Annotated in this window: 25 protein-coding genes; 10 read left to right on the top strand and 15 right to left on the bottom strand. The window is 68.5% G+C overall.

Annotated features, from left to right (window positions below; all coding sequences use genetic code 11):
- Positions 1 to 3: 3 nt before the first annotated feature.
- On the bottom strand, positions 4 to 930 hold the full coding sequence (locus CQ045_RS02550; protein WP_105721105.1) for a LysR family transcriptional regulator: 927 nt from the start codon (positions 928 to 930) through the stop codon (positions 4 to 6).
- Between the two features lie 78 nt (positions 931 to 1,008).
- Between CQ045_RS02550 and CQ045_RS02545 the strand changes: the two genes are divergently transcribed.
- Positions 1,009 to 1,926, top strand: coding sequence for an EamA family transporter (locus CQ045_RS02545; RefSeq protein ID WP_105721104.1), 918 nt, complete (start codon positions 1,009 to 1,011; stop codon positions 1,924 to 1,926).
- A gap of 8 nt (positions 1,927 to 1,934) precedes the next feature.
- Here CQ045_RS02545 and ffh read toward each other — a convergent pair whose 3' ends face one another.
- The 4 genes from ffh to CQ045_RS02525 all read right to left on the bottom strand — a co-directional run bounded on the left by ffh (position 1,935) and on the right by CQ045_RS02525 (position 5,375).
- Positions 1,935 to 3,494 (bottom strand): signal recognition particle protein, encoded by a 1,560-nt coding sequence (gene ffh / locus CQ045_RS02540; RefSeq protein WP_105721103.1) that lies wholly within the window; start codon positions 3,492 to 3,494, stop codon positions 1,935 to 1,937.
- Positions 3,495 to 3,507: 13 nt separating this feature from the next.
- Positions 3,508 to 4,008 carry an RNA polymerase sigma factor gene (locus CQ045_RS02535; RefSeq protein ID WP_105721350.1) on the bottom strand — a complete coding sequence of 167 codons (501 nt, stop codon included), beginning with the start codon at positions 4,006 to 4,008 and terminating at the stop codon, positions 3,508 to 3,510.
- Positions 4,005 to 4,700: a hypothetical protein gene (locus tag CQ045_RS02530; RefSeq protein WP_105721102.1), complete on the bottom strand. Its 696-nt coding sequence runs from the start codon at positions 4,698 to 4,700 to the stop codon at positions 4,005 to 4,007. Before CQ045_RS02530 ends, CQ045_RS02535 begins: the two co-directional genes overlap by 4 nt.
- Before the next feature lie 90 nt (positions 4,701 to 4,790).
- Positions 4,791 to 5,375 carry a TetR/AcrR family transcriptional regulator gene (locus tag CQ045_RS02525; protein WP_105721101.1) on the bottom strand — a complete coding sequence of 195 codons (585 nt, stop codon included), beginning with the start codon at positions 5,373 to 5,375 and terminating at the stop codon, positions 4,791 to 4,793.
- Positions 5,376 to 5,474: 99 nt separating this feature from the next.
- Here CQ045_RS02525 and lipB point away from each other — a divergent pair, with 99 nt between their 5' ends.
- Both lipB and lipA read left to right on the top strand, forming a co-directional pair.
- A complete protein-coding gene (gene lipB, locus CQ045_RS02520) occupies positions 5,475 to 6,128 on the top strand; it encodes a lipoyl(octanoyl) transferase LipB (RefSeq protein ID WP_105721100.1) in 654 nt (217 codons plus the stop codon).
- Complete coding sequence (gene lipA / locus CQ045_RS02515) at positions 6,125 to 7,114, top strand: lipoyl synthase (protein WP_105721099.1); 990 nt, start codon at positions 6,125 to 6,127, stop codon at positions 7,112 to 7,114. The genes lipB and lipA overlap by 4 nt, the downstream gene beginning before the upstream one ends.
- 52 nt (positions 7,115 to 7,166) lie before the next feature.
- On the opposite strand, the gene CQ045_RS02510 is transcribed toward lipA, so the two are convergent.
- The 3 genes from CQ045_RS02510 to smc all read right to left on the bottom strand — a co-directional run bounded on the left by CQ045_RS02510 (position 7,167) and on the right by smc (position 12,407).
- Entirely contained in the window at positions 7,167 to 7,667 is a 501-nt protein-coding gene (locus CQ045_RS02510) for a DUF2004 domain-containing protein (RefSeq protein ID WP_105721098.1), read from the bottom strand.
- A 44-nt stretch (positions 7,668 to 7,711) separates the two neighbouring features.
- A complete protein-coding gene (ftsY, locus tag CQ045_RS02505) occupies positions 7,712 to 8,584 on the bottom strand; it encodes a signal recognition particle-docking protein FtsY (RefSeq protein WP_105668328.1) in 873 nt (290 codons plus the stop codon).
- Between the two features lie 277 nt (positions 8,585 to 8,861).
- A complete protein-coding gene (gene smc / locus CQ045_RS02500; RefSeq protein WP_105721097.1) occupies positions 8,862 to 12,407 on the bottom strand; it encodes a chromosome segregation protein SMC in 3,546 nt (1,181 codons plus the stop codon).
- A gap of 530 nt (positions 12,408 to 12,937) precedes the next feature.
- On the opposite strand from smc, the gene CQ045_RS02495 reads away from it, so the two are divergent.
- The 6 genes from CQ045_RS02495 (at position 12,938) to CQ045_RS02470 (ending at position 18,015) form a co-directional block, all read left to right on the top strand.
- Entirely contained in the window at positions 12,938 to 13,222 is a 285-nt protein-coding gene (locus tag CQ045_RS02495) for a hypothetical protein (protein WP_105721096.1), read from the top strand.
- A gap of 169 nt (positions 13,223 to 13,391) precedes the next feature.
- Entirely contained in the window at positions 13,392 to 14,471 is a 1,080-nt protein-coding gene (locus CQ045_RS02490) for a GNAT family N-acetyltransferase (protein WP_105721095.1), read from the top strand.
- Between the two features lie 100 nt (positions 14,472 to 14,571).
- Positions 14,572 to 15,267, top strand: a complete 696-nt coding sequence (locus CQ045_RS02485) for an ABC transporter ATP-binding protein (RefSeq protein WP_105721094.1) — start codon at positions 14,572 to 14,574, stop codon at positions 15,265 to 15,267.
- Positions 15,264 to 16,586 carry an FtsX-like permease family protein gene (locus tag CQ045_RS02480; RefSeq protein WP_105721093.1) on the top strand — a complete coding sequence of 441 codons (1,323 nt, stop codon included), beginning with the start codon at positions 15,264 to 15,266 and terminating at the stop codon, positions 16,584 to 16,586. The genes CQ045_RS02485 and CQ045_RS02480 overlap by 4 nt, the downstream gene beginning before the upstream one ends.
- 44 nt (positions 16,587 to 16,630) lie before the next feature.
- The gene (locus tag CQ045_RS02475; protein ID WP_105721092.1) at positions 16,631 to 17,155 is read left to right on the top strand and encodes a helix-turn-helix transcriptional regulator; all 525 of its coding nucleotides are present in this window, start codon (positions 16,631 to 16,633) and stop codon (positions 17,153 to 17,155) included.
- Positions 17,152 to 18,015, top strand: a complete 864-nt coding sequence (locus tag CQ045_RS02470) for a M23 family metallopeptidase (protein ID WP_105721091.1) — start codon at positions 17,152 to 17,154, stop codon at positions 18,013 to 18,015. Before CQ045_RS02475 ends, CQ045_RS02470 begins: the two co-directional genes overlap by 4 nt.
- Positions 18,016 to 18,020: 5 nt before the next feature.
- On the opposite strand, the gene mutM is transcribed toward CQ045_RS02470, so the two are convergent.
- From mutM to CQ045_RS02440, 6 genes are all read right to left on the bottom strand, one after another.
- Complete coding sequence (gene mutM / locus CQ045_RS02465; protein ID WP_105721090.1) at positions 18,021 to 18,887, bottom strand: bifunctional DNA-formamidopyrimidine glycosylase/DNA-(apurinic or apyrimidinic site) lyase; 867 nt, start codon at positions 18,885 to 18,887, stop codon at positions 18,021 to 18,023.
- The gene (gene rnc / locus CQ045_RS02460) at positions 18,880 to 19,572 is read right to left on the bottom strand and encodes a ribonuclease III (RefSeq protein ID WP_105721089.1); all 693 of its coding nucleotides are present in this window, start codon (positions 19,570 to 19,572) and stop codon (positions 18,880 to 18,882) included. The genes mutM and rnc overlap by 8 nt, the downstream gene beginning before the upstream one ends.
- Positions 19,573 to 19,582: 10 nt before the next feature.
- Positions 19,583 to 19,792 carry a 50S ribosomal protein L32 gene (gene rpmF, locus CQ045_RS02455; RefSeq protein ID WP_017830754.1) on the bottom strand — a complete coding sequence of 70 codons (210 nt, stop codon included), beginning with the start codon at positions 19,790 to 19,792 and terminating at the stop codon, positions 19,583 to 19,585.
- Between the two features lie 2 nt (positions 19,793 to 19,794).
- Positions 19,795 to 20,343 (bottom strand): DUF177 domain-containing protein, encoded by a 549-nt coding sequence (locus tag CQ045_RS02450; RefSeq protein WP_105721088.1) that lies wholly within the window; start codon positions 20,341 to 20,343, stop codon positions 19,795 to 19,797.
- 71 nt (positions 20,344 to 20,414) lie between these two features.
- Positions 20,415 to 20,912 (bottom strand): pantetheine-phosphate adenylyltransferase, encoded by a 498-nt coding sequence (coaD, locus tag CQ045_RS02445; RefSeq protein WP_105721087.1) that lies wholly within the window; start codon positions 20,910 to 20,912, stop codon positions 20,415 to 20,417.
- Positions 20,913 to 20,942: 30 nt separating this feature from the next.
- On the bottom strand, positions 20,943 to 23,117 hold the full coding sequence (locus CQ045_RS02440; protein WP_105721086.1) for an ATP-dependent DNA helicase RecG: 2,175 nt from the start codon (positions 23,115 to 23,117) through the stop codon (positions 20,943 to 20,945).
- Between the two features lie 61 nt (positions 23,118 to 23,178).
- On the opposite strand from CQ045_RS02440, the gene rsmD reads away from it, so the two are divergent.
- A complete protein-coding gene (gene rsmD / locus CQ045_RS02435; protein WP_105721085.1) occupies positions 23,179 to 23,796 on the top strand; it encodes a 16S rRNA (guanine(966)-N(2))-methyltransferase RsmD in 618 nt (205 codons plus the stop codon).
- On the opposite strand, the gene thiL is transcribed toward rsmD, so the two are convergent.
- Positions 23,766 to 24,761: a thiamine-phosphate kinase gene (gene thiL, locus CQ045_RS02430; protein ID WP_105721084.1), complete on the bottom strand. Its 996-nt coding sequence runs from the start codon at positions 24,759 to 24,761 to the stop codon at positions 23,766 to 23,768. The two genes, rsmD and thiL, sit on opposite strands and share 31 nt — an antisense overlap.
- Between the last annotated feature and the right edge of the window lie 8 nt (positions 24,762 to 24,769).

Below are 24,769 nucleotides of genomic sequence, written 5' to 3'. Positions count from 1 at the left end.
ACATCACGAGGAGGCGGGTCCGGGGGTCTCCCCCGGACCCGCTTCCGCATTCTCGGGCGTGGAGCTCGCGGTGAGCGCGAGGAAAGCGCGGGCCACACGTCGCGGCTCCGCGACGTCCCAGGCGATGTGCTCGACGCGCACCGGCCCGTGGCGGACTTCCACGGTCGCGACATCGGCCCCCGAGCGTGCGACGGTACCAGGCGCCAGCATCGTCACCGCCAGACCCGCTTCTACCAGCCCGAGAATGAGCGTGTCGGAGTCGGCCTCGAACGCGACATCGCGCGTCAGACCGGCGGATGCGAATGCCGCGTCGCTCTGCGCGCGACCCGACGTCCCCGAAGGGAAGTCGGCGAAGATGAGCCCCGCGAGGTCCTCGAGATCGACCACGCCCGCCGCCGCGAGGTGATGACCACGCGGGAACACCGCGACCAGGTTGGCACGGGAGAGGGCGCGCGACGCGACGCCGACTGGTTCCACGCCCTCCCGCAAGCCGAGAAGGGCGATGTCCAAGTCGCCCCGATGAAGAGACCCCATCAATGCGTCACTGTTCCCGACCTGCAACTCGACCCGCGCGAGCGGATGCGCTGCACGGTATGCGACGAGCACCGCAGGGAGGTCGAACGCGGTCAATGTCGGGATGACTCCGATCCTGAGGGTGCCGGTGACGGCTCCGTCCACCGCCGCCGCATCCTCCTTCGCCTGTGCCGCCGCTCGCAGCGCGGCGCGCGCGTGTCCGACGAACGCCTCTCCGGCCTCACTCAGACGGACGCTGCGGCTCGTCCGGACGAAGAGGCGTCGGCCGAGCTCCCGCTCCAGCGCGGCGATCTGGTGGCTCAACGCCGACTGTGTGACGAAGCACCGCTCCGCAGCTCGGGTGAAGCTCGACGTCTCCGCCACTTCGACGACGTAGCGCAACTGCTTGAGATCCATGCATCCATGATCCAGCTTCATCTCATCTAGAACAACCATGCGTTGGACTCATGAGCGGGACAGGAGCACGCTGGAAGCATGAATCGCCTCGCGCTCGTGCTGCTCACCGCTCTCGCCCCGATCGCGTGGGGTACGACTTACCTCGTCACCACCGAGTTGCTTCCCCCCGGCCATCCGCTGTTCGCCGGCCTGCTCCGTTCCCTCCCGGCAGGCCTCCTCGCCGTCATCATCGGCCGGCGGCACCCGCGAGGTTCGTGGTGGGGAAAGTCCTTCGCACTCGGAGCTCTCAACATCGGGGCGTTCTTCCCACTCCTGTTCCTCGCCGCCGAGCGGCTTCCGGGCGGAGTGGCCGCGGCTGTCGCTGGAGCTCAACCACTCATCGTCCTCGTACTCGGAGCGCTCGTGCTCCAGGAACGGATCCGACCGATCACCGCCACGGCGGCCGTCGTCGGCGCGGGCGGAGTCGCTCTCGTCGTCCTCGGGCCGGCCGCGGAGCTCGACCTCTGGGGCGTTCTCGCGGCGCTCGGCGGCGTCACTGCGACCGGCGTCGGCATGATCCTCACCAAGCGTTGGGGACGTCCGAGTGGAGTGGGTCCGGTCGCGTATGCCGGTTGGCAGCTCTCCGCGGGCGGACTCCTCCTCCTCCCGGTCACGCTGCTCGTCGAGGGGGTCCCGTCCGAAGTCGACCTCGGAGCCGGGCTCGGGTACCTCTGGCTGGGCACCGTCGGAGGGATCGTCGCCTACACGCTCTGGTTCCGCGGCGTGCAGCAGCTTCCGGTGATCGCTCCGGGCCTGCTGGCGCTGCTCTCCCCCATCGTCGCCACCACGCTCGGGGTGCTGGTCGCGGGCGAGCGCTTCAGCGTCGTCCAGGCGACGGGGCTTCTCCTGACCCTTGGGGCACTCGTCGTCGGCCAGATATTCGCCCGCCCGTCGCCGGCGCGTCTTGCCGACCCCGAGGAACCGACGTCTTCCGCGGCGCTGGCGGCTCCACGCTGAGACGCGATTCAGCTCTTTCCGAAGAGCTTCTGGATCTCCGCGAGGTCAGCCTCGCTCGGCTGCTGAGCAGCACCGCCACCGAGTCCGAATCCGGAGCCCGTGGGCGTCGATGCCGAGGCGACGCCTGCATTCTCGGCCGCGCGCTTCGCCGGGTTCCCGGAGCGCGAGCCTCCGGACGACTTGCCCTTCTTGCCGCGCTTGGAGGATGCACCAGGACGGCCCATACCGGGCACCGGTCCCATGCCGGGGATGTTAGGGGTGCCGCCGCGTGCCACGGTCTTCATCATCTTCGCGGCCTGCTCGAAACGCTGCACCAGCTGGTTCACGTCCGTCACGGTCATGCCGGAACCGCGCGCGATGCGCAGGCGCCGCGAACCGTTCAGCACCTTGGGGTTGCGTCGCTCCCCCGGCGTCATCGAACGGATGATCGCCTCCGTGCGATCGATCTCCCGCTCGTCGAAGTCTTCGAGCTGCTGCTTCATCTGCCCCATGCCCGGGAGCATCCCGAGCATCTTCTTCATCGAGCCCATCTTCTTCATCTGCTGAAGCTGGTCGAGGAAGTCCTCGAGCGTGAAGGCCTCGTTCGCGAGCTTCTCGGCCATCTTCGTGGCCTCTTCCTCATCGAAGGCCTGCTGGGCCTGTTCGATGAGGGTCAGGATGTCGCCGAGGTCGAGGATGCGGCTCGCCATGCGGTCCGGGTAGAAGGGTTCGAGGTCTTCGAGCCGCTCACCCGTGGAGGCGAAGATGATCGGACGCCCGGTGACCGATGCCACCGAGAGAGCGGCCCCACCGCGTGCGTCGCCGTCGAGCTTGGAGAGGACGACGCCGGTGAAATCGACGCCCTCCTGGAAGGCCTTCGCCGTGTTGACGGCATCCTGACCGATCATCGCGTCGATGACGAACAGGACCTCGTCGGGGTTCACGGCCTTACGGATGTCGGCGGCCTGCTTCATGAGCTCGGCATCGACGCCGAGGCGGCCTGCCGTGTCGATGATGACGACGTCGTGCTGCTGACGACGCGCGTGCTCGACCCCGTCACGCGAGACCTTCACCGGGTCGCCGACGCCGTTGCCGGGCTCCGGGGCGAACACCGTGGCTCCGGCCTGTTCAGCGACCACCTGCAGCTGATTGACGGCGTTCGGACGCTGAAGGTCGGCCGCGACGAGCAACGGCGTGTGGCCCTCGCTCTCGAGCTGCTTCGCGAGCTTTCCGGCGAACGTGGTCTTACCCGACCCCTGCAGGCCCGCGAGCATGATCACGGTCGGCGCGGTCTTCGCGAACTGCAGACGGCGCTGCTCGCCGCCGAGGATGTGCACCAGCTCCTCGTTGACGATCTGCACGACCTGTTGCGCGGGGTTCAGAGCCTTGTTGACCTCGTCGCCGAGTGCGCGCTCACGCACCTTCGCGGTGAACTCCTTGACGACGACGAGCGCGACGTCGGCGTCGAGCAGTGCGCGTCGGATCTCGCGCACGGTGCCGTCGACGTCGGCCGCGGTGAGCTTTCCCTTCGTGCGCAGATTGCGGAAGGTCTCGGTGAGCCGATCGGAGAGCGTGCCAAAGGTAGCCATGGTGCTGTCGATTCTACGCGAGCGGAGCCTCGATGCTCAGCGCCGCGCGAAGCTCGGCTTTCGCCTTCTGGTAGCGACCCCGCGCCGTGGACGCGGGGATCCCGATGACCTCGCCCACCTCGACGAGCGTGAAGCCCTCCCAGTGCACCAGTCGCACGATCTCCGCGAGGTCGGGGTCGAGTCGCGCGATCGCATCGCGAACCTCGGCACCGGCATCCGATGGTGGGGCTGCCGCGTTCTCGCGGAGCTGCAGACGGATGCGGTCGGCCAAGGCCCATCTCCGACGGGATCCGCGCGCGTGGTTGAGGAGCGCACCGCGCGCGACACCGAAGAGCCACATGCGGGCGCGCTCTGCGTCTTCCGGGAGTTCGGGCGAACGTCGCCAGGCCACGACCATCGTCTCGCCGAGCAGGTCAGGTGCGTCGTCGGCGCCGACCCTGCGCTCGAGGTAGGAGAGGATGTCGGCGCTGGAGGCTTCGAGCGCGGCGGTGAGGCGCGTAGCCGCGTCGTTCACTCGCCGGCGCACTTGACACCGCCGTCCGAACTGAACGTCCAGGAGGTCTCCGGGAAGCCACGATCTTCGAGGTGCTCGGTCATCGCGGTGCGGACGGCTCGATCGACCGCGAACGCACGAGCGTCGTCGGCATCCGGCCGCCCCGGCGCAGAGGCGGCGTCCTCGAGCCAGCCTTCCGTTCCGATGAGGACCGTCATGCCCGCTGCCGCCTGATCGTCATAGATCGCTGCGACTTCGGCTTCGGCGGTCGGAAGATCGAGGTCACGATCCAGCGCGCCATCCCGGAGCCACTGAGCCACCTCCTCCTGAAGAGCATGCTGCGTCTCCGCGTCGGTGCTCCGGTCCATCTCCGCGCTCGGGTCCTCTCCCCCTTCGGAGCCTCCGATGATCAGTCGCACCTCGCATGCCCGGCCACTCGGGAGGGTGAAGGAGTAGGCGCCGTCCGGGTCCTCGTAGCCGACGGGCCAGGCGACCAGACCCGATGCGACAGCGACGCCGCCACCCCCGATGACGAGCGCCATCACCGCCGCGGCGGTGATGCCCGCCGTCGCCCGTCGACGCGGCCGAATCGCCCGAGAGGTGGCCTCGGCATCCTCGACCATCGCTCGCAAGGCGACATCGAGATCCGGGCGTCTGGTCGCTGTCGCAGGCCTGGACTGAGCGAGGCGGTCTTCGAACAGGTCGTCGTCCATGAGCTTCTCCTCCGTTGCGGCCCGCCTCGAATGAGCGGGTTCACTCAGGACCTGTCCACCATCCTGCGAAACGTCCGCCGTCGGTGCCACTCAGCCCCAGCGCAGGTCGTCCATGTCGCGCAGTGCCTCGTCGAGCACGGCATCCGGCGTCACACGCCCGGCTCCCTGCTCGGCCCACACCCGCAGTGACGAGAAGAGAGCCGCCGCACGCGCCGCTCCGAGGATGTCTGCCCGGATGACGCCGATGCCGGCGGCGACCGCTGCTCCGGCGATGGCCGCGGCAAGTCGCGCCTGACGGGCGCCGGTGTCGCGGATCAGCTCTTCGTCCAGCCCCATGGCGGTCCGGTTCCGCAGGGCGAGCGCCAGCGGATCGGGCGCGAAGTCTCGCAGAACCTCGCGCAGCACCGCACCCACGGCGTTCCCGTCCGCGCGACCACCGAGATCTGCCAGAGCGTCGGCGCTCCCGGCGATCCTGGCGTCGAGTCCTGACCACAGCACGTCGCTCTTGGAGGAGAAGTAGTTGAAGAAGCTGGATCGACTGACCCCGGCTCGCTGTGTGATGTCCGCGACGGACGTCGAGTCATAGCCTCGCTCCAGGAAGAGCTCGCACGCCGCCTCGGCGAGCGTCTCCCGCGACGACGCCTTCGGGCGCCCCGCACGACCGGTGGAACTCATGCCTTCACGCTACCGCGCGGTGTGGCGGTCGAACGCCGAAGCCCGTGGGGAGGAGTATTGTTGCCCTCAGTCCATTTAAGCAACGAAGGTGGCCACGTGATGCTTGAGATCCTCACACCCGGGTTCGCACCCACGCCCGTGGCGTACGACGACGGATGGCAGCTGCAGCGCCGCATCCACGCCGACGTCGTCGAGCACGTCCGTCCCGACACCCTGATCCTGCTGGAGCACGAAGCCGTCTACACGGCAGGCAAGCGGACGGAACCGCACGAACGCCCCCAGGACGGCACGCCCGTGATCGATGTCGATCGTGGAGGCAAGATCACCTGGCACGGTCCCGGTCAGCTCGTGGGCTATCCGATCGTGCGGCTCGTCGAGCCCATCGATGTCGTCGCTCACGTCCGGAGGCTGGAACGCCTCCTGATCGAGGTGCTGCACCCGTTCGGCGTGGAGGGATATCAGGTGGAGGGCCGAAGCGGAGTATGGGTGCGCCGCCCGCTGTCCGAGGACAAGGTGGCTGCGATCGGTGTCCGCGTGCAGCAGGGCGTCACCATGCACGGGTTCGCCGTGAACTGCGACAACTCGCTGGCCGGGTTCCGCGGCATCATCCCGTGCGGGATCACGGATGCCGGCGTCACGACCGTGAGCGAGGTCAGCGGATCCGCCGTCTCCCCCCTCGACCTCGTCGACGCGGTCACGGAGGCATTCCTCGCCGAATACGCCGGAACAGAACTGTCAGGAGCCCACGCATGACCGCCGCACCCGAAGGACGCAAGCTCCTCCGCCTCGAGATCCGGAACGCCGAGACTCCCATCGAGCGCAAGCCGGAGTGGATCAAGACGAAGGCGAAGATGGGGCCGGAGTACACGGCACTGCATTCCCTCGTGAAGAGCGAAGATCTGCACACGGTCTGCCAGGAAGCGGGCTGCCCCAACATCTACGAGTGCTGGGAGGATCGGGAAGCGACCTTCCTCATCGGCGGCTCGCAGTGCACACGGCGGTGCGACTTCTGCCAGATCGACACAGGCAAGCCGGACGCCTACGACACGGATGAGCCGCGTCGCGTCGCCGAGAGCGTCGTGCGGATGAATCTTCGGTACGCCACCGTGACGAGCGTCGCGCGTGATGATCTGCCCGACACCGGCGCGTGGCTCAATGCCGAGACGGTGCGGAAGATCCACGAACTCAACCCGAACACCGGGGTCGAGCTGCTCGCGAATGAGCACAACGCCGATCCGGCGTTCCTCGGGCAGATCTTCGACGCGCGCCCGGAGGTTTTCGCCCACAACGTGGAGACCGTACCGCGCATCTTCAAGAGGATCAGGCCGGCGTTCCGCTACGAGCGCTCGCTCGACGTCCTGACCCAGGCACGGACTGCCGGACTCATCACGAAGTCGAACCTCATCCTCGGGATGGGAGAGGAGCCTGAGGAGGTCGTGCAGGCGCTTCAGGACCTGCATGACGCCGGCTGCGACATCATCACCATCACCCAGTACCTCCGCCCGTCGCCGCGCCACCTCCCCGTCGCACGGTGGGTCAAGCCTGCGGAGTTCGTGGAGTTCAAGGAGGAGGCGGAGCGCATCGGCTTCCTCGGAGTCCTCGCCGGCCCCCTCGTGCGCTCGTCCTACCGAGCAGGTCGGCTGTGGGCCCAGTCGATGGTGTCCAAGGGACGAGAGATCCCCGACCACCTCGCGCACATCGCCGAGAGCGCTGATCTCGGGTTCGCGCAGGCCGTCTGAGCGATCGAGCGAGTGGAGACGGAGATGCTCCGCCTGCGGAAGCGGCGGCGGATCAGTCGGCGCTCATGACGGACTGCACGCTGCCGTCCGACCCGAGGTTCACGAGCAGCACCTCATCCGTCGAGCTGTCATCGAGGGCGTACTCGAGCACTGCGAACGGCTCCGATCCACCATGCTCGTCGGCGAGGATCGTCATGCTCATGAGGCGCAGCGAACGGATGATGTCCACGGCCGAATCACCCGAGACATCCACGAGCACGTCAGGCAGATCGTCGCCGTAGGTCTCCTGCTGCTGGAGGATGTACTCGGTCACCTCGCTCGTGCGATCGTCGACCTCGGAGAGCATTCCCCGACGGGCGGTGTCATCGACGCTCTCGAGTCCGGCGATGAGGGAAGCGGCGATGTCGAGCGCGTCGGCGGACACGTCGTCCTGGTCGGGCGCGGTCAGATCGATGGTGACGCTCTGGTCGCCGAGCTCCACGGTCTCCGACCAGAAGATCGATCCGTCGGGACCCGAGGACAGGAGTCCGAAGTAGTCGTGTTCGATCGCCATAACGCTATGAAACCAGCCTCGTGCTCACTGCGGTAGTCCCGTCATCAACCGACCAACGACTGGACGAACACATGGGGGGTGAAACCGGTGAGATCGTCGATCCCTTCGCCCTGGCCGAGCAGCTTCACCGGGATGCCGGTGCGCTCCTGCACCGCCAGCACGAACCCGCCCTTGGCGGAGCCGTCGAGCTTGGTGAGGACCAGACCGGTGACGCCCGCGTGCTCGAGGAAGGCCTCGGCCTGCATCACGCCGTTCTGGCCCGTTGTGGCATCCAGGACGAGCAGCACCTCACTGATCGGCGCCTGCTTCTCGACCACACGGCGGATCTTGGAGAGCTCGTCCATGAGCCCACCCTTCGTGTGCAGGCGGCCGGCGGTGTCGATGATCGCGATCTCGATACCCTCGCGCTTCGCGTACTCGACGGTCTGGAACGCCACGGATGCCGGGTCCTGCCCTTCCTGCTGCGGGCGTACGATCGCCGCGCCTCCGCGTTGCGCCCACGTCGCCAGCTGATCGACGGCCGCTGCCCGGAACGTATCGGCCGCACCGACCACGACGCTGCGCTGATAGCCGCGGAGGAACTTGGTGAACTTGCCGATCGTGGTCGTCTTGCCGACCCCGTTGACGCCGACGACGAGCACGACCGCGGGCCGCTCGGTGAGCTTCAGCGTGGTGTCGAACTTCGCGAAGTGCTCTTCGAGCGTCTCCCGGAGCATCCGCTGGAGATCTTTGGGATCCGTCGTGCGGTACTTCTCGACCTTCGCGCGCAGCTCGTCGACGACGCGCTCGCTGATGTCGGGGCCGAAGTCGGCCGTGATGAGCGCGGTCTCCAGGTCCTCCCAGGTCGTCTCGTCGATGGTGGGCTTGACGAACATGCCGCGCAGTGCGCGACCGAGGGACCAGGACTTCTCCGCCATCACTCCAGCCTACGGGTAGCGCGGGCAGAAACCCGCTTCCGACGGCGAGCGGCGGTACACCCACGGATCCGCTCGCCACGGGGCTGACATGCAGATCGCCGTCGACCCGAAAGAGGCTACCTCGGGCGATGTCGGTGGACCAGACATGCTCCCCTGCCGCCGCCATGCCGACGGGGCTGCGCCGTCGGGCAGCGTGACGGGGTTCGATATCGCCGGCGGCGTTCCTCCGCGCGTCGTCGCCCACCGGATTCGGAACCCGTCAGAGCGCTGGGGCAGGTCAGACCGCGGCGGCCGCCCGGTCTCCGACGCGCTGACCGACGACGGCGGAGACGCCGTCCTGACGCATCGACACGCCGTAGAGGGCATCGGCGATCTCCATCGTGCGCTTCTGGTGCGTGATGATCAGCAGCTGCGAGCTCTCCCGTAGCTGCTCGAACACGGTCAGAAGGCGGCCCAGGTTCGCGTCGTCGAGCGCCGCCTCGACCTCGTCGAGGATGTAGAACGGGCTCGGACGCGCCTTGAAGATCGCCACGAGCAGTGCCACGGCAGCGAGCGAACGCTCACCGCCGGACAGCAGCGAAAGTCGCTCGATCTTCTTGCCGACCGGCCGTACCGAGACCTCGATGCCGGTCGTGAGCATGTTGTCGGGGTCGGTGAGCGAGATGCTCCCGGTACCTCCGGGGAACAGGAGGGGGAAGACCTGACCGAACGCCTCTCTCGTGTCTTCGAAAGCGCTGGCGAAGATCGTCTGCATCCGCTCGTCGAGGTCGGTGATGATCGTCAGGAGGTCCTGCCGGGTCTGCGTGAGATCCGCGAGCTGCTCGGTGAGGAACGCATGGCGCTGCTCGAGTGCGGCGAACTCCTCGAGCGCCAACGGATTCACCCGCCCCAGTTGCGCCAGCTTGCGCTCCGCCTCGGCGAGCCGACGCTGTTGAATGCGTCGGTCAAAGGGAATGGCTGTGTCCTCGAGCACCTCGTCGCCATCGGGCTCCACCCCCGGATCACGAGGAACCAGCTGGTCGGGACCATATTCCGCAACGAGAATATCTTCATCCAGCGCCAACTCGGAGGACACCCGCTCGAGCAGGCTGTTCAGGTGCAGCTTCTTCTCGTGAATCTGCAGTTCGAGTCCGTGCACACTCTCGGTGAGTCCGGCCAGGCGCTCCCGCAGGGAGGTCTCCTGCGCTCGGAGGCCGACGAGCTCCTCGTTCTGAGCCGACCGTGCTGACTCCGCTTCTCCGAGAACAACCCGCGCCTCGGTGACGGACCGGTCGAGCGAGTCGAGGATGCGCGGAAGCTCAGCCGCGACTCCGGATGCGGCCTCGCGCTGCGCACGACGGATCACGGCTCTCCGAGCCGCCTCCGCCGCCGCATCCCGCTCGTGCTCCCGCTGACGTTCGAGACTCACGACCCTGGCCTGGGCCGCGCGGACGCGCTCCCGGAGCGTCTCGATCTCGAGCCTCGCGCGGACCTCACCCTCCCGGGCGAGCTCGAGCGCTTCGAGAAGACCGTCCCGGGCGGAGGCGTCGAGCACCGGGCGCGGAGCCGCGATCGCATCGTCCAGCGCGGCCTTCGCGGTCTGCGCCTTGGTCTCGGCGTCGGACACGGCGGCCTGTGCCTGTGCGAGCCCCGCCTCGAGCCGCTCGCACTCGGCAACGGCGGACTCATGGCGCACCGTGACGCGGTTCACCTGCTCCGCATGCGTCGCGAGGGCGGCATCGTGCTCACGGAGCGCCCGCAGCGCGTCTTTGGCCTGGCGTCTCGTGGTCTCGACTGCCTCGTTCGCGTCCTCGCGGGCTTCGCGGAGGGAGTCGACGACGATCTGGATCTCGGCGAGCCGCTCGGCCGCCGCGTCCCGCTCGGCCGCCAGCTCCAGACGCGAGCGCTCTCCCCCGGAGCCGGTCCGTAGCGTCTGCGCCGTGACCACGTCTCCTCCGACGGTGACGATGGTCGTCGAGGTGTCCCCCGCGGCATCCAGGGCGATTCGCGCCTTCCGGGCAGCATCCAGGTCGTCCGCGATCAGGACGTGCGAGAGCACGCCGAGCACGCCATCGGGGGCGGTCACGGTCTCGACAGCGGGTGTGATCCCCTCGATCGGAGAGCGGACGGGTTCGGGGCGTCGCGCATCGGCGACGACGAAGTCGACGATTCCCCTGTGCTGCTCCGCGGATTCGGCTGCCAACCTGAACGCGTCGGCCGCGGTGTCGATGAGCACGCCCTCGGCGAGGGGGCCGAGGACGGCCGCGATGGCGGCCTCATAGCCGGCGCGCACCTGCACGGCGTCGCCGACGAGGCCTCGCACGCCCTGGCCGCCGGTTTTCACGATCTCGGCCGCACCACCGGACAAGGCGAGGGCGCTGCTCAGCGCAGCGGCCTTCGCGGTCAACGAGTCGACCTCGCGCTCCGCGGCGTGCAGACGTTCGCGCAGCGCCTCTCGCTCCGCCTCCGCTGCCGAGGCGGCTCGCTGAGCGCTGTCGTACGCGGCCGCGTGCTCGACGGCGGTGCCTTCGGGCGCTTCGGCGTCTTCGATCGCCTCGAGCGCTTCGGTGGCCTCTCGCCTGCGCGCGTGCGCGGCTTCGAGTGCGTTCTCCTGTCGGAGCACCGCACCCCGCACCGCAGCGAGGGCCGAGGCGGCCGCATCCGCTGTTCCGCGCAGTGCCGACAGCCGCATGTCGTACTCCGAGACCAGCGCGCTCTGCTCGGCGATGTCCACGTCGAGGGTGTCCAGTTCGGCGCGGGCGTGGACCACCTCGCGGCTCGCCGACGCGGCCGCATCCTGCGCATCGCCCAGGCCCGCCGAGATCACGTCGATCTCGTCCTTCGCCTCATCGATGGTGCTCTGCGTGACGGTCACCGAGGTCACTGCCGCGTCGTCGTCCTCGGAGCCGAGGAGCGCGAGGCGCTGATTGGCGAGCGTGTACAGACCGCGCATCCGCTCCTGCACCTGCTCCAGTGCGAATGCGACGCTTCGCGCGCGGTCCACGGCCACCGAGTTCTGATCCTGCTCGAGCCGAGCGATGTTCGCACGCACCGTCTCGGCTTGGTCCGAGAGCACGAGCCGCTCCGTATGGCGTTCGTTCTCGGTGCGCGTGTGATCAGCGAGCGCCGCCCGCAGGGCGACGACATCGTCGGCGAAGATGCGCGCCTTGGCGTCTCTGACGACGGCGGCGATGGTCTGCGCTTCGCGCGCGATCTCGGCCTGACGTCCCAGGGGCTTCAACTGACGTCGGATCTCCCCGGCCAGGTCGCTGAGGCGCGTGAGGTTGGTCTCCATCGCATCGAGCTTGCGGAGCGTCTTCTCCTTGCGCCGCCGATGCTTGAGGATTCCGGCTGCCTCCTCGATGAATCCGCGACGGTCCTCGGGTGATGCCTGCAGGACGGTATCCAGACGCCCCTGACCGACGATGACGTGCATCTCGCGCCCCAGGCCCGAATCGCTGAGGAGTTCCTGCACATCCAGGAGTCGGCATCCCTCGCCGTTGATCGCATACTCGCTGGAGCCGTTGCGGAAGAGCGTGCGGCTGATCGTCACCTCGGCGTACTCGATCGGCAGTGCACCGTCGGCGTTGTCGATCGTGAGCTGCACCTCGGCGCGCCCGAGCGGGCCGCGCGTCGACGTGCCGGCGAAGATGACATCCTCCATCTTGCCGCCGCGCAAAGTCTTCGCGCCCTGCTCACCCATGACCCAGGCGAGCGCGTCGACGACATTCGACTTGCCGGATCCGTTGGGCCCGACGATGCAGGTGACGCCGGGTTCGAACACGAAGCTCGTCGGCTGCGCGAACGACTTGAACCCTTTGAGCGTCAGGCTCTTCAGATGCATGCGGGCACCGCTCGTCCGGGGAGAATCACGCGGCTACGCTACCGGAATCCCGGGCGACAACCGTCATCCCGCGCGGACGAGCGTCGAACCCGCCGGCGCAGCGACACGCCGGTATGCGACGGCGATGCTTGACGTCGGCCTCATCCGTTCGCTACGGTTTCCTCCGGATCGCCACACGAAAGGAGGTTACCGATGATTATGACTCAGCTCACCGCACAGGCCACTCGCCTCGCCGCGCCCGCGCATCTCGCGCCGCGCTCTGCGTTCTCGGTAACCGCCGGCGTCCGCATCAGCGCGCTCTCGTAGAGCCGCACACCGAGAATCCGGACCGGTAGTGGACCGTCTCGGCTCCGCTCATCCGCGCCCCACCCTCTGATCTGCGCTCGCAGTTTCATGGATATCCCGCCGCCCTCGGCGCCGCACTCCGCGGAGCCGATGCGCCGCATCCTTCCGCACCCTCCTCCACTGCTCCCGCAGTCGACGCGAGGTGCGTCCGGATCCACACCCACCACCCTTTCGAAGGAACCGTCGTGAACGACACGCTGTCTCGCAGCACCACCCACCCGCCCGATATCGAGGACCGCGAGGTCCTCCAGATCCCCCGCCCCGACGAACTGCGCCGCCTCGCGCTCGCAGACCGTCTCTCCCTCCGGTTCGGTCTCTGGCTGTTCCAGAGGGCGCAGCGTCCGCAGCGGCACCGCCGCGGCCTGTACATCGATCCGGCAGACCTGCTTCTGCTCGGCGAACAGCGTCACCGCTCCGCTGCGGAGTCGTACGCACTGCTGACGTACGACATGCAGCGCGGGATGCGCTGACATTCCGCCGATCATGCGTGGCACCGCCAGCCCCTCCGGACCCGCACGCCTCGCCCGCGGACGGGTCCGGGGTGGCAACCCTGTCCACACCGGGATCTTTCTCCCTCCGTTCCCCGGCGACTCCGCAGAAGGAGTCGCGCAACATGCACGCCCGCACGAAGGAAATGACATGACGACCACCGAACCGACGATCACCCCGCTTATCGTGCCGGTCTCCCTGGACGACGACGACGCCGCGGACTTCCGCGCATACGGAGAACTCAACCGGCGCGTCTGCGACGAGCAGGTCGGGCTCCCCGACCTCGCGCCGGATGCCGTGCAGATGCTGCCGGACTGGCAGGATCAGACCGACTCACTCGACCTCGGATTCGTCGCTCGTGCCGGCGACGACATCGTGGGGATGGTCACCGTCTCCCTCGCCCAGGAGACCGATGCGCGCGCCGCCGAGATCGACCTGCTGGTGCCGGAGGCGCACTGGGGTCGCGGTATCGAAGACGCTCTTCTGGCCCGCGCCGAGGTGGAGGCGCGCGCACGCGGACGGAGCATCCTGCAGATCTGGAGCTTGCACCGGCCGGTGGAGAGCGACCGGATGCTCGTTCCGCGCACCGGCTGGGGTCGTATCCCCGCGACCCCGCTGTCCGATCTGGCCGCGGCGAACGGTTTCGTCCTCGAGCAGGTCGAGCGCAACAGCGAGTACGACCTGCGTGCTGACCCCACCCCGCTTCGCACCGCTCTCGAGGAGGCGACCGTGTTCGCCGGCCCCGACTATCGGATCATCGCATGGAACATGCCCACGCCGCCCGAACGCCGAGAAGGCTTTGCAGCCGTGCTCGCGCGCCTTTCGACGGATGCTCCCAGCGGCGACATGGACTTCCCGGAGGAGAGCTGGGATGCCGAGCGCGTCGTGCGCCGCGAGGCGAGGCTTCTCGGCGCCGGTCAGGCCGTCTCGGTGGTCGCCGTGGAGCACGTGCCGACCGGAGTGCTGGTGGCCTACAACGAGCTGCTGATCGCGGCGGATCGCACCGGCGTCACCCACCAGTTCGGAACCCTCGTGTCGAAGCACCACCGCGGGCACCGGCTCGGCACGATCGTCAAGTGCGCGAACCTCCTGCGGTGGCGCGAGCTGATGCCCCGCTCGACCGTCGTCTCCACCTTCAACGCCGAGGAGAACCGGCCCATGCTCGACATCAACGAGGCGATCGGCTTCCGCCCCGTGTCGTATGCGGGGGCGTGGCAGAAGAAGATCTGACGAAGGCGGACCCGATCTCATTCTCGGGGATGACCTCGGGTCCGCACCCGTCATCCGCCTGGCCGACGACACCGGGCGGCCGGATGACGAGGCTGGAATCATGAACATCCCCGTGATCGAAGCCCATGCCCTCACCAAGAACTTCGGGTCGACGCGCGCACTCGCCGGCGTCGACCTCGCCATCCATCGCGGGGAGTCTGTCGCGATCATGGGAGCATCCGGCTCAGGAAAGACGACCCTCCTGCACGTCCTGGCCGGAATCACCGCGCCCGATGCCGGGACCGTCGTCTTCCGCCCTGCCGAAGGCGCCCCGATCGAGATCACCGGCCTCGGCGAATCCGCCCGTTCCCGCCTGCGTCGGGAGCGATTCGGCTTCGTCTTCCAGCAGGGACTGCTGATCCCCGAGCTCACAGCCGTGGAGAACGTGGCCCTCGCCTCGATGATCAACGGCATCCGGCGCCAGGACGCCGTGCAGCACGCGGCATCGTGGCTTGCCGCGCTCGGACTCGCCGGGATGGAAGACCGTCGGATCGGCGAACTCTCCGGTGGGCAGGCCCAGCGCGTCGCGATCGCCCGCGCTCAGGCGACCGGCGCGGAACTGGTGTTCGCCGACGAGCCGACGGGTGCCCTCGACTCGACCACCTCCTCCGAGGTCATGGACGCCCTCCTCTGGTCGACGACCGGACAGGGACGCACGCTCGTGGTGGTCACACACGACCCCGACGTCGCGGCACGCTGCACGCGCACGATCGCCGTGCGCGACGGACGCATCATCTCCTCGGCGGTGGCCGCATGAACCGCAGCGTCCTGGCCCTCCTTCTGCGACCGGCCCCCGGACAGAACAGCGTTCTCGCGCTGCCCGTCGTCGCCTTCGGCGTCGTGACGACGCTGGTCCTCACGGTCGTCGGTGGCGCGCAGTCCTTCTGGGGCTGGACCGACGAGTATGCGCCTCTCTACCAGGCGCTCGCAGCCGTCGCCCTCGTGCTGCTGGTCGTGCCGCTGATGTCCCTCGGCGGCGCGGCGGCGCGGCTCTCCGCGCGCCGACGTGATGAGCGACTCTCCACCCTCCGTCTACTCGGCGTGTCACCGGCAGGTGTCACGGCTGCCACCGTCGCGGAGTCGGCCCTCGTCGCCGCTGTCGGCGCGATCGCCGGCGTCATCGGCCACGTCGCCATCAGCCCGCTGATCGGCCTGATCCCGTTCCGAGGTGAAGCACTCGGCTTCGCGGCCGTCGTTCTTCCTCCCCTGCAGACTGCGGTCGTCTTCACCGCTGTGCTCGCGCTCGCGGCCACCAGCGCCGTCATCGGTCTTCGTCGCGTCGTGGTGTCCCCCCTCGGCGTGCGCACTCGCGCCGATGTTCCGAAGGTGCACTGGATTCGAGCCGTGCTCGCCGCAGGTGCCATCGCGATCGCCTTCGTGCTGATCAAGGTGTTCCCTTCGGTCGGCGGAGTCGTGCTGACGATCGTCGTCCTCGCCGGACTGTTCGGTGCGGCGCTGGCCGTGTTGAACATGGTCGGACCCTGGGTGCTCAAGGTCTCGGCATCGCGCCAGCTCCGCAGGGCCGAGCGACCGGAACGCCTGCTCGCCGCCCGCATCGTTCTGGACTCCCCCAAGGCGGCCTGGCGGCAGGTGGGTGGCATCGCGATGGCGAGCTTCATGGCCGTCTTCGCCGGCACCGGGGTCGCGCTGCTGAACGTGATGAGCACGCCCGACGCCGCAGCATCGGACATCGCACTGGCGGACGACATCCGAACCGGCCTCATCATCACCCTCATCGGCTCATTCCTCATGGTGGCGGCGTCCGTCGGGGTCAACCAGGCATCAGAGGTGCTCGATCAGAGCGAGCTGCACCGCAGTCTGCATCACCTGGGAGTGCCCCTCGAGACCGTGGACCGCGCCCGACGCCGTGCGATCATGTCTCCGCTCTTGGTGACGGCGATCGGGTCAGCGCTGGTGGCGGCGATTCTGGTGTTCCCGCTGGTCGGCATCGCCCTGATCACGGCACCGGTGTCTTTGCTGACCATCGCATCCGTCGTCTCGATCGGGATCGGCGTGGTGTGGGCCACCACATGGGCCACCCGCCCGCTGCTGCAACGCTCCTTCCAGACAGCGTGATCCGTCGCGTGGTCCGATAATACGTACTACCGTATTATTCGACCATGACCGATGAGATCTCACACCTCCGTGAAGAGCTGCTCGCCCTGACGGAGAGGGTGGCAGCGCTGGAAGAGACACGCCGCGGATCCCGCAGCGCTGCCCTCGACGAAGGAGGCTTCTGGGCCTTGAACGGGTTGGTGACCCGACGCCCCGACGACGAATCCACCGTCGAGGGCGCGGTCATGCTGGTCGGCTCGCTGACGCTTCCGACGGGGGCGCCGGTGTCGTGGCAGCAGACCGTCGGGACCGCGGGACAGCTCGAGACGACCTGGGCGGACCGCACGGCCGTCTTCGCCGCACTCGGACACCCCGTCCGCCTCGAGCTGCTGCGTCACATCGTTGCGGGGACCAGCGCCACGTCGGAGCTGGCTGCCATCGAAGGACTCGGAACGACCGGTCAGCTGCATCACCACCTGCGCCAGCTCGTATCGGCAGGGTGGGTACGCCAGAGCGGACGGGGAAGCTACGAGGTGCCGGCCGCACGTATCGTGCCGCTGCTGGTGTGCATGCTCGGAGCCGAACGATGAAGCGCGCTCTCCTCTCCGCCTATCGCGTGCGTGGCCCTGCATACGCCGTCGCAGCGCTCGCGTTGATCGCCGTGGCCGTCACCAGCGGAATCCCGCTCGGGGACGGCGCCCGTCAAGGGCGCGGCGTGATCGCCGTCATCGCGCTCGGGGTGCTCGCCGTGAGTGTGCTGCTGGTCTTCGTCGGTCCCCGCCTGATCCCCACCCGGCACCCCGCGACGCTGGCCTCCCCGGTGTCCGGCCGGTGGCTCGGCATGAACAGCCCGGCCACGAAGGTGCCCAGCCACGGGATCCGCCTCTATGGTCAGGCGTTCGCCATCGACCTCGTGCATGAGCCGGTCGACACCCGACGTCCGGCGTTCGGCGACGGCCCGGTGATGCGCCGGGCGCGCGACTACCCCGCTTTCGGGCAGCCGGTGCGCGCGATGATCGATGGCACGGTCGTGCGCGCGACGGACTGGAGGCGAGACCACCGGGCCCGATCGGGCGGGCTCGCTCTCGTCTACATGGTGATCGAAGGAGCGGTGCGCGAGCTCGGCGGCCCGGGGTTCATCCTGGGAAACCACGTCACCATTCGCGGCGCGAACGGTGAGTACGCGACGGTGGCGCATCTGCAGCGAGGCTCGCTCGCAGTGACGGTCGGTGCGACCGTGCGCGCCGGTGAGCAGATCGCTCGTTGCGGGAACTCCGGCAACAGCAGCGAACCTCACGTCCACGCTCAACTCATGGACCGCGTCTCACCATGGACTGCCCAGGGCCTGCCGATGACCTTCACCGGCATCACCCTCGATGACGGCCCGGCCCACGTCACGGCCCTCCCTCGGACCGGCCAGCACATGACCGCCTCGGTCTCCCGCGAGTAGCCGCGCTATCTCCGCGGCCGCTGGCAACGCGGGCAGAAGTGCGAGCCGCGGTTCATGAACTGCTCGCGCACGATCGGAGTTCCGCACCGGGCACAGGGCGTGCCCTGCTGGCCGTAGGCATGGAGAGAGTGCGCGAAGTATCCGGCCTGACCGTTGACGTTGACGTACTGCGCGTCGAAGCTGGTCCCCCCTTCTGCGAGGGCCTTCGCGAGCACGAGCCGCACCTCGGCGAGCAGTCGGCGTACAGCCTGCGTCGACAGACGATCGGAGGGGGTCTCCGGGTGGATGCGCGCAGCCCAGAGGGACTCGTCGGCGTAGATGTTGCCGATCCCGCTCACGACGCCCTGATCGAGGAGAACACGCTTGACCGCGCTTCTCCGCCGCGCGAGCGCGACACGGAAGGCGCGGTCATCGAAGGAGGGATCGAGGGGATCGCGGGCGATATGCGCGACCTGGGTGGGTATCCGCGATCCGTCGTCGTCGAGCAGCGCATCGACGGCGAGCGAGCCGAACGTGCGCTGATCCGCGAACACGATCGCGAGTTCCCCGTGCACAGGATGCTCGATGCCGATGCGGATCCGCTCGTGGCGTTCCGCGTCGGCATTAGGAGTACGCAACAGCATCTGACCGCTCATACCGAGGTGCGCGATCAACGCGGAATCCTCATCATCGAGCGGGAGCCAGAGGAACTTGCCGCGGCGGGAAGCGGCGGTGAAGGTTCGGCCCTCGAGCCGGCCGACGAAGTCCGCGGCCCCGGCGACATGCCGGGTGAGCGCGCGCTCGTCGAAGACGCTCACCGACGTGATGAGCGATCCGACCGCGGCCGGTGCGAGGCCCGCGCGAACGACCTCGACCTCAGGAAGCTCAGGCACGCTCGCTGAGGGTGCGCCAGGCGCTGAGGGCCGCCGCCATCTCCGCGGTCTTCTTGCTGCTGCCCGCACCGGTCATACTCACGTCGCCCACCGTGACGGTGGCGAGGAAACGCCGGTCATGGTCAGGCCCGCTCGCCTCCACCGAATACTGCGGAGGGGTGGCACCGACACGAGCAGCGAGCTCCTGAAGGCTCGTCTTGGGATCCATCGCCGCGCCGTAGCGCTCCGGGTCCGCCAGCAACGGCTTCGTCAGACGAAGGACGAGCTCCGTGGCGGCCTCAGGGCCGACCGAGAGGTACGTGGCACCGATGACGGCTTCCATCGTGTCGGCCAGGATCGAGTCTTTATCGCGACCGCCGGTCTGCTCTTCACCACGACCGAGCAGCAGGTGACTTCCGAGATCGATACCCCTCGCCACCTCTGCAAGCGCGACGGTGGAGACGACGCTCGCACGCCGCTTCGCCAGCTCGCCCTCGTCGAGGTCGGGATGAGTGGTGAAGAGCATCACCGTGACGGCCTGTCCGAGAACCGAGTCCCCGAGGAACTCGAGCCGCTCGTTGTGCGGAATACCACCGTGCTCGTAGGCGTAGGAGCGGTGGGTGAGCGCCAACTCCAGAAGCTCCGCGTCGATATCGACGCGGAGCTTATCTGGGAGAGGTCTCGTCCCCCCGGGGACCTCCGTCACGGTACGCGACTCAGACGTCGGCGACCTTGCGGCCCTTGTACTCGAGGAAGAGCTCGGTGCCCTGCGAGTCGGTGACGACCTTCGCCTGGTGAGGGCGGCTGTAGACGACCTGGCCGTTCTCGATCGTCTTGACGAGCGCGACGGGCGCCGCCTTCCACTGCGCGCGGCGCGAGCGGGTGTTCGAACGGGATACCTTGCGCTTCGGGGGGTTACCAGCCATGACTAGCTCTCTTCTTTCTCGGCGGCACGAGATTCTTCCGTGCCGTCTTGGTCTGTGATGTTCTGGAGCGCGCTCCATCGAGGATCGATGGGAGCGGCCTGCTCCGTTCCGGTGCTCACGGTCAGCCGTTCACCCGTTTGCGGGTCGAGACCCGGGCAATCCGGCTGACACACCGGCTGAAAAGGAAGCGCCAATACGGCCGCATCCCTGACGAGAGTTTCAAGATCCACGTGGTCGTCTTGAACCTCGAAGTCAGTTTCTTCCTCACCAGGATACGCGAAAAGCTCCTGGAACTCGACTTCGACGGGCCGAGCGATGTCGATCAGGCATCTGCCGCACACTCCGACGTACTCCGCGTCTGCCGTTCCCGACACCAGAATGCCCTCGTGGACCGACTCCAGCCGCACATCGAGGTCGATCTCGGAGCCGGCCTCGTACGACACGATCCCCTCACCCCACGCCTCCGCAAGGGCGACGTTGAACTCGTGTTCCCGCATCTCCCCCGGACGCCGGACGATGTCACGGACGGGGAGCACGAAAGGACCGTTCATTCGAGAGCGCACACTGCCATGTTACCGGGCGCAGCCTGAGGTCGCGCTGACCGCGCCTGCCGGCCGAGGGCTCAGATACCCCGGGAGCCGGTGTCGAGGAAGTCCGCCACCGCCGGGGGCACGAAGGGCGAGACATCGCCTCCGAGCGAAGCGACCTGGCGCACAAGAGAGCTCGAGACCATCGCATGCGAGGGGTCCGGAAGAAGGAAGACGGTCTCGATGTCAGCCAGGTGCCGGTTGACGATCGCCATCGGCGACTCGTAGGCGACGTCGATCTGCGACCGGATGCCCTTGACGAGCACGCCGGCGTTCACGTCGCGCGCATAGTCGACGAGAAGGCCCATGCTCCACGAGCCGATCACGATGTTGCCCGGCATGCCGTCTTCCGCGATCGAACGCTCCAGGAGGGACAGCCGCTGAGCGATCGGCAGCATCGCTTCCTTGCCCGGGTTGTGCACGATCAGCACGTGCAACTCGTCGTACAGGGCTGCCGCACGACGGATCACATCGAGGTGACCCAGGGTAGGCGGATCGAAGGAACCCGGGACGACGGCGATCCGGCTGCTCATGGCTCCAGCCTAGGGCACACCGGAGCAGCGTCAGTTCTTCGCGAGCGCCGCCCGATCCTCATCGCTCACCCGTCTGCCGATCGCCTCACGCAACCCGGGGTGTCCGGCCAGGTCGGGGTCGGTGGCGAGGATGCCTTCGGCCACTTCTCGGGCCCGCGTGATGAGCCCCGCATCCTTGACCACACGCAGGAGCTTGAGCGAGGACCGGACTCCGGCCTGTGCGGCACCGAGCACGTCGCCCTCTCCGCGCAGCTCCAGGTCGACCTCCGCGAGGGCGAAGCCGTCGAGAGTCGCAGCGACCGCATCGACGCGATCGCGCGCGAGCGAGCCCGCCTCTGCTTCGGTGACCAGCAGGCACAGCCCGGGAACACCCCCTCGCCCGACACGACCGCGAAGCTGGTGAAGCTGCGAGACCCCGAAGCGGTCGGCGTCGAGCACGATCATCGTCGAGGCATTGGGCACGTCGACACCGACCTCGATCACCGTGGTCGCGAGAAGGAGATCGATGTCGCCGCGGGCGAACGACTGCATCACCGCGTCTTTCTCCTCCGAGGGCATCCGCCCGTGCAGCACGGCACGCCGCAATCCGCCGAGTGTGGGATGGGAGGCGAGTGCCTCGTCGAGCTGCACGACGCCCCAGCGGGGCCCGTTCCCGCCCTCCGGCGCCGGCGACGACGGCTCCCCCGCTTCTGCCGTCTTCTTCGCCGTGTCGATGGCTGCGCACACGGCGAAGACCTGACGGCCCTGCGCGATCTCCTCGGCGGCGCGCTCCCAGACACGGTTGAACCACCCCGGATGCTCGGAGAGGGGCGCCACGAACGACTCGATCCCTGCCCGACCGGCGGGCATCGTGCGGATCACGGATGTGTCGAGGTCGCCGAACACCGTCATCGCCACCGTCCGCGGGATCGGAGTGGCCGTCAGCACCAGCGCGTGCGGACTCGATCCCTTCGCGCGCAGGGCCTCGCGCTGCTCCACACCGAATCGGTGCTGCTCGTCCACGACGACGAGACCGAGGTCGGCGAAGGTCGTCTTCTCGCCCAACAGCGCATGCGTTCCGACCACGATGAGCGCCTGCCCTGACGCGACCCGCAGTGCGGCCTTACGGCGCTCCGCGGCCGGGAGCTGACCGGTGAGGAGGGTCGGCATCAGCAAGGGCGCGAGATCGGGACCGAGCATCTTCGCGATCGACCGCAGATGCTGACCCGCGAGGACTTCGGTCGGTGCGATCAAGGCCGCCTGTCCGCCGCTCTCGGCGACCTGCAGCATCGCGCGGAGAGCGACCAGGGTCTTACCGGAACCCACCTCGCCCTGCACGAGCCGGTTCATCGGCCACGCTCCTACCAGGTCGGTCGCGATCTCCTGCCCGACCGTCTCCTGATCGGGCGTCAGCGTATACGGAAGCGAGGCGTCGAAACGCTCGAGCAGTCCTCCGGCGCGAGCGGGTCGAGAAGTGGCCGAGAGGGAGCGGACGGCATCCCGCTGCTGGAGCAGGGCCGTCTGCAGCGTCAGCGCCTCATGCATCCGCAGAGTCCGCACAGCGGGGTCGATGTCGTTGCGGGTGCGTGGGCGGTGGATGAGCTCCAGCGCCTCCCGCGCCGTGAGCAGTTCTTCGCTCTCGCGGATCTCCGGCGTCAGCGGGTCGGGCGCCTCGGAGAGGTCGTCCAGCACCCGACCGACCAGCCTGGCTATCTGCCATGTCTGGATGGCAGAGGTCGCGGGATAGATCGGGATCGGAACGGCCGCTCGGGCGTCAGCGCTCCGCCGGGCGGCATCTTCGTCGTCGAACAGCTCGTACTCCGGGTGGGCGAACTGGGTCATGCCGTTGAACTCGCCGACCTTGCCCGAGAAGACACCCCGTCTCCCCACCGCGAGGTCTTTCGATCGCCACTCGGCAGCACCGACGTTCTTGGCGAAGAAGGTCAGCGACATCCGACCGACGCCGTCCCCGATCACCACGTCGACCATGGCGCCAGGACGATTGCGCATGCGGCGGAAGCTGGAGGAGAGGACCTCGGCGACGATCGTCACCGTCTCTCCGAGGGGAAGGTCGCGAATCGGGGTGAGTTCCCCCGGATCGGCGTACCGCCGCGGATAGTGGGCCAGCAGATCGCCCACGCTGAGCATGCCGAACGCTCGTCCGAGCGTCTTGGCAGACGCCGCACCGAGCGCATCCTCCAGCGAGGAATCGAGCGTGAGCGACATGCTCCGAGTCTAGGGAACACGACCGACACGACAGGCACCCGCGCTGTCGTATCGTGAACGGGTGACGAGGATCATCGCAGGCAGCGCCAGGGGCGCCCGACTCGAGGTGCCGGGTGCGGGAACACGACCGACCAGCGACCGGGTGCGGGAATCCCTCTTCGCAGCGCTCGAGTCCCTCAGCGCCATCTCCGGCGCCAGAGTCCTCGACCTGTACGCCGGGTCGGGAGCGCTCGGCCTCGAATCCCTCAGCCGGGGCGCGGAGAGTGCCGAGTTCGTCGAGCGCGGACGCCAGGCCGCGGCGATCGTCCGGCGCAACGCCGCCGTCGTCGCCAAGGCAGGCGGTGTGCCCGCCGGCCGGGTGCACGAGGGCGCCGTCCACACGTTTCTGCAGCGTGCGATAGGCCCGTTCGACCTCGTCTTCACCGATCCGCCGTACGACCTGGATGACGCCGCGATGACCGCCGATCTGGTCGCGCTCGCTCCGCTCCTGACCCCGGATGCCCTCGTCATCGTCGAGCGCGCGCGCCGATCGACTCCGCCGGACTTCGACGCCGCGGGCCTGGAGCTGTTCCGCGAGAAGTCTTACGGCGACACCACCCTGTGGTGGGCCGAACCCGCCGCGGAGGAGGCGAACCCCGTACCGGACGATCAGCCCGAGACGGAGTCCCAGTCCCGATAGGGGTCCCATCCGGTGATGTCGACCGGGAGGTCGTCGCAGAGCAGTTCCTCCCCGCCGAGCGCACGCACGTCGCCGATCACCCGGAAGCCCGGAGGCAGGACGCCCTCGGGGAACGCTGCCAGCAGAGCGTGGTCTTCTCCGCCGCCGAGCGCACGCTCCGGAACGCTTCCCAGCGCCGAACGTCGCAGGGCGATGGTGACGCCGGACGCGGCCGCCATTCGGCGTGCGTCCAGCGCGAGGCCATCCGAGATGTCCATCATCGCGGTGGCTCCGCCCGTCGCCGCCACCGCGCCGAGACCGATGGGCGGCGAGGGACGCAGCTGCGCGGCGAGTGCCGCGCTCTCCCCCGCCGCGAGCTTCGACGGGTCGACCGGGACGGGCACATCGCCGTCGCGGAAGCGGCCGAACAGCACAGCGAGTCCGTGCGCGGCGAGTCCCAGCTCCCCCGCCACCGCGATGACGTCTCCCGGACGGGCGCCGCTTCGCGTCACCGCGTCACGTCCCTCCAGATCGCCGAGGGCGGTCACGGCGACCGTGAGGACGTCGGAGACCGTGAGATCACCGCCGACGACGGCGCACCCGGGCGCGAGAGCCGCACACGCGTCGCGGAAGCCGTCGGCGAGTCGCTCCACGAAGGAGAGTCTCAGGTCGCGCGGCACGGCCAGCGCGACCAGCAGCGCGGTCGGACGAGCTCCCATCGCCGCGATGTCCGCGAGATTGACCGCCGCGGCCTTCCACCCGAGGTCGTATCCACTGGACCAGGCGAGCCGGAAGTCCGGGCCGTGCACGAGGGTGTCGGTGGTCGCCACGACGGATCCCGACGGGGTGGCGATGACAGCCGCGTCATCGCCAGGACCGATGAGCGCGTGCGCCGCCGGAGCAGTACGGGTCAGGATCGCCTGGAGGATGCGTCCTTCGGAGACATCGCCCAGGCGCGGATCGTCGGCTTCGGGTCGGGAGGGCATGCTGTCAA

The sequence above is a fragment of the Microbacterium sp. MYb66 genome (assembly GCF_002979435.1).
Taxonomy (GTDB): Bacteria; Actinomycetota; Actinomycetes; order Actinomycetales; family Microbacteriaceae; genus Microbacterium.
Note: the sequence above shows the minus strand (reverse complement) of the source record. Positions and strands in the feature narration are given on the sequence as shown.

Bases quoted from the DNA above. Each gene is read 5' to 3' on its own strand.
- CQ045_RS02510 (WP_105721098.1), bottom strand. From the start codon at position 7,667: ATGGCGATCGAACACGACTACTTCGGACTCCTGTCCTCGGGTCCCGAC.
- CQ045_RS02475 (WP_105721092.1), top strand. From the start codon at position 16,631: ATGACCGATGAGATCTCACACCTCCGTGAAGAGCTGCTCGCCCTGACG.
- rpmF (WP_017830754.1), bottom strand. From the start codon at position 19,792: ATGGCTGGTAACCCCCCGAAGCGCAAGGTATCCCGTTCGAACACCCGC.
- lipB (WP_105721100.1), top strand. From the start codon at position 5,475: ATGCTTGAGATCCTCACACCCGGGTTCGCACCCACGCCCGTGGCGTAC.
- CQ045_RS02470 (WP_105721091.1), top strand. From the start codon at position 17,152: ATGAAGCGCGCTCTCCTCTCCGCCTATCGCGTGCGTGGCCCTGCATAC.
- CQ045_RS02480 (WP_105721093.1), top strand. From the start codon at position 15,264: ATGAACCGCAGCGTCCTGGCCCTCCTTCTGCGACCGGCCCCCGGACAG.
- CQ045_RS02490 (WP_105721095.1), top strand. From the start codon at position 13,392: ATGACGACCACCGAACCGACGATCACCCCGCTTATCGTGCCGGTCTCC.
- CQ045_RS02440 (WP_105721086.1), bottom strand. From the start codon at position 23,117: ATGTCGCTCACGCTCGATTCCTCGCTGGAGGATGCGCTCGGTGCGGCG.
- CQ045_RS02485 (WP_105721094.1), top strand. From the start codon at position 14,572: ATGAACATCCCCGTGATCGAAGCCCATGCCCTCACCAAGAACTTCGGG.
- CQ045_RS02450 (WP_105721088.1), bottom strand. From the start codon at position 20,343: ATGAACGGTCCTTTCGTGCTCCCCGTCCGTGACATCGTCCGGCGTCCG.
- CQ045_RS02530 (WP_105721102.1), bottom strand. From the start codon at position 4,700: ATGGACGACGACCTGTTCGAAGACCGCCTCGCTCAGTCCAGGCCTGCG.
- ftsY (WP_105668328.1), bottom strand. From the start codon at position 8,584: ATGGCGGAGAAGTCCTGGTCCCTCGGTCGCGCACTGCGCGGCATGTTC.
- smc (WP_105721097.1), bottom strand. From the start codon at position 12,407: ATGCATCTGAAGAGCCTGACGCTCAAAGGGTTCAAGTCGTTCGCGCAG.
- ffh (WP_105721103.1), bottom strand. From the start codon at position 3,494: ATGGCTACCTTTGGCACGCTCTCCGATCGGCTCACCGAGACCTTCCGC.
- CQ045_RS02525 (WP_105721101.1), bottom strand. From the start codon at position 5,375: ATGAGTTCCACCGGTCGTGCGGGGCGCCCGAAGGCGTCGTCGCGGGAG.
- lipA (WP_105721099.1), top strand. From the start codon at position 6,125: ATGACCGCCGCACCCGAAGGACGCAAGCTCCTCCGCCTCGAGATCCGG.
- coaD (WP_105721087.1), bottom strand. From the start codon at position 20,912: ATGAGCAGCCGGATCGCCGTCGTCCCGGGTTCCTTCGATCCGCCTACC.
- CQ045_RS02550 (WP_105721105.1), bottom strand. From the start codon at position 930: ATGGATCTCAAGCAGTTGCGCTACGTCGTCGAAGTGGCGGAGACGTCG.
- CQ045_RS02545 (WP_105721104.1), top strand. From the start codon at position 1,009: ATGAATCGCCTCGCGCTCGTGCTGCTCACCGCTCTCGCCCCGATCGCG.
- thiL (WP_105721084.1), bottom strand. From the start codon at position 24,761: ATGCCCTCCCGACCCGAAGCCGACGATCCGCGCCTGGGCGATGTCTCC.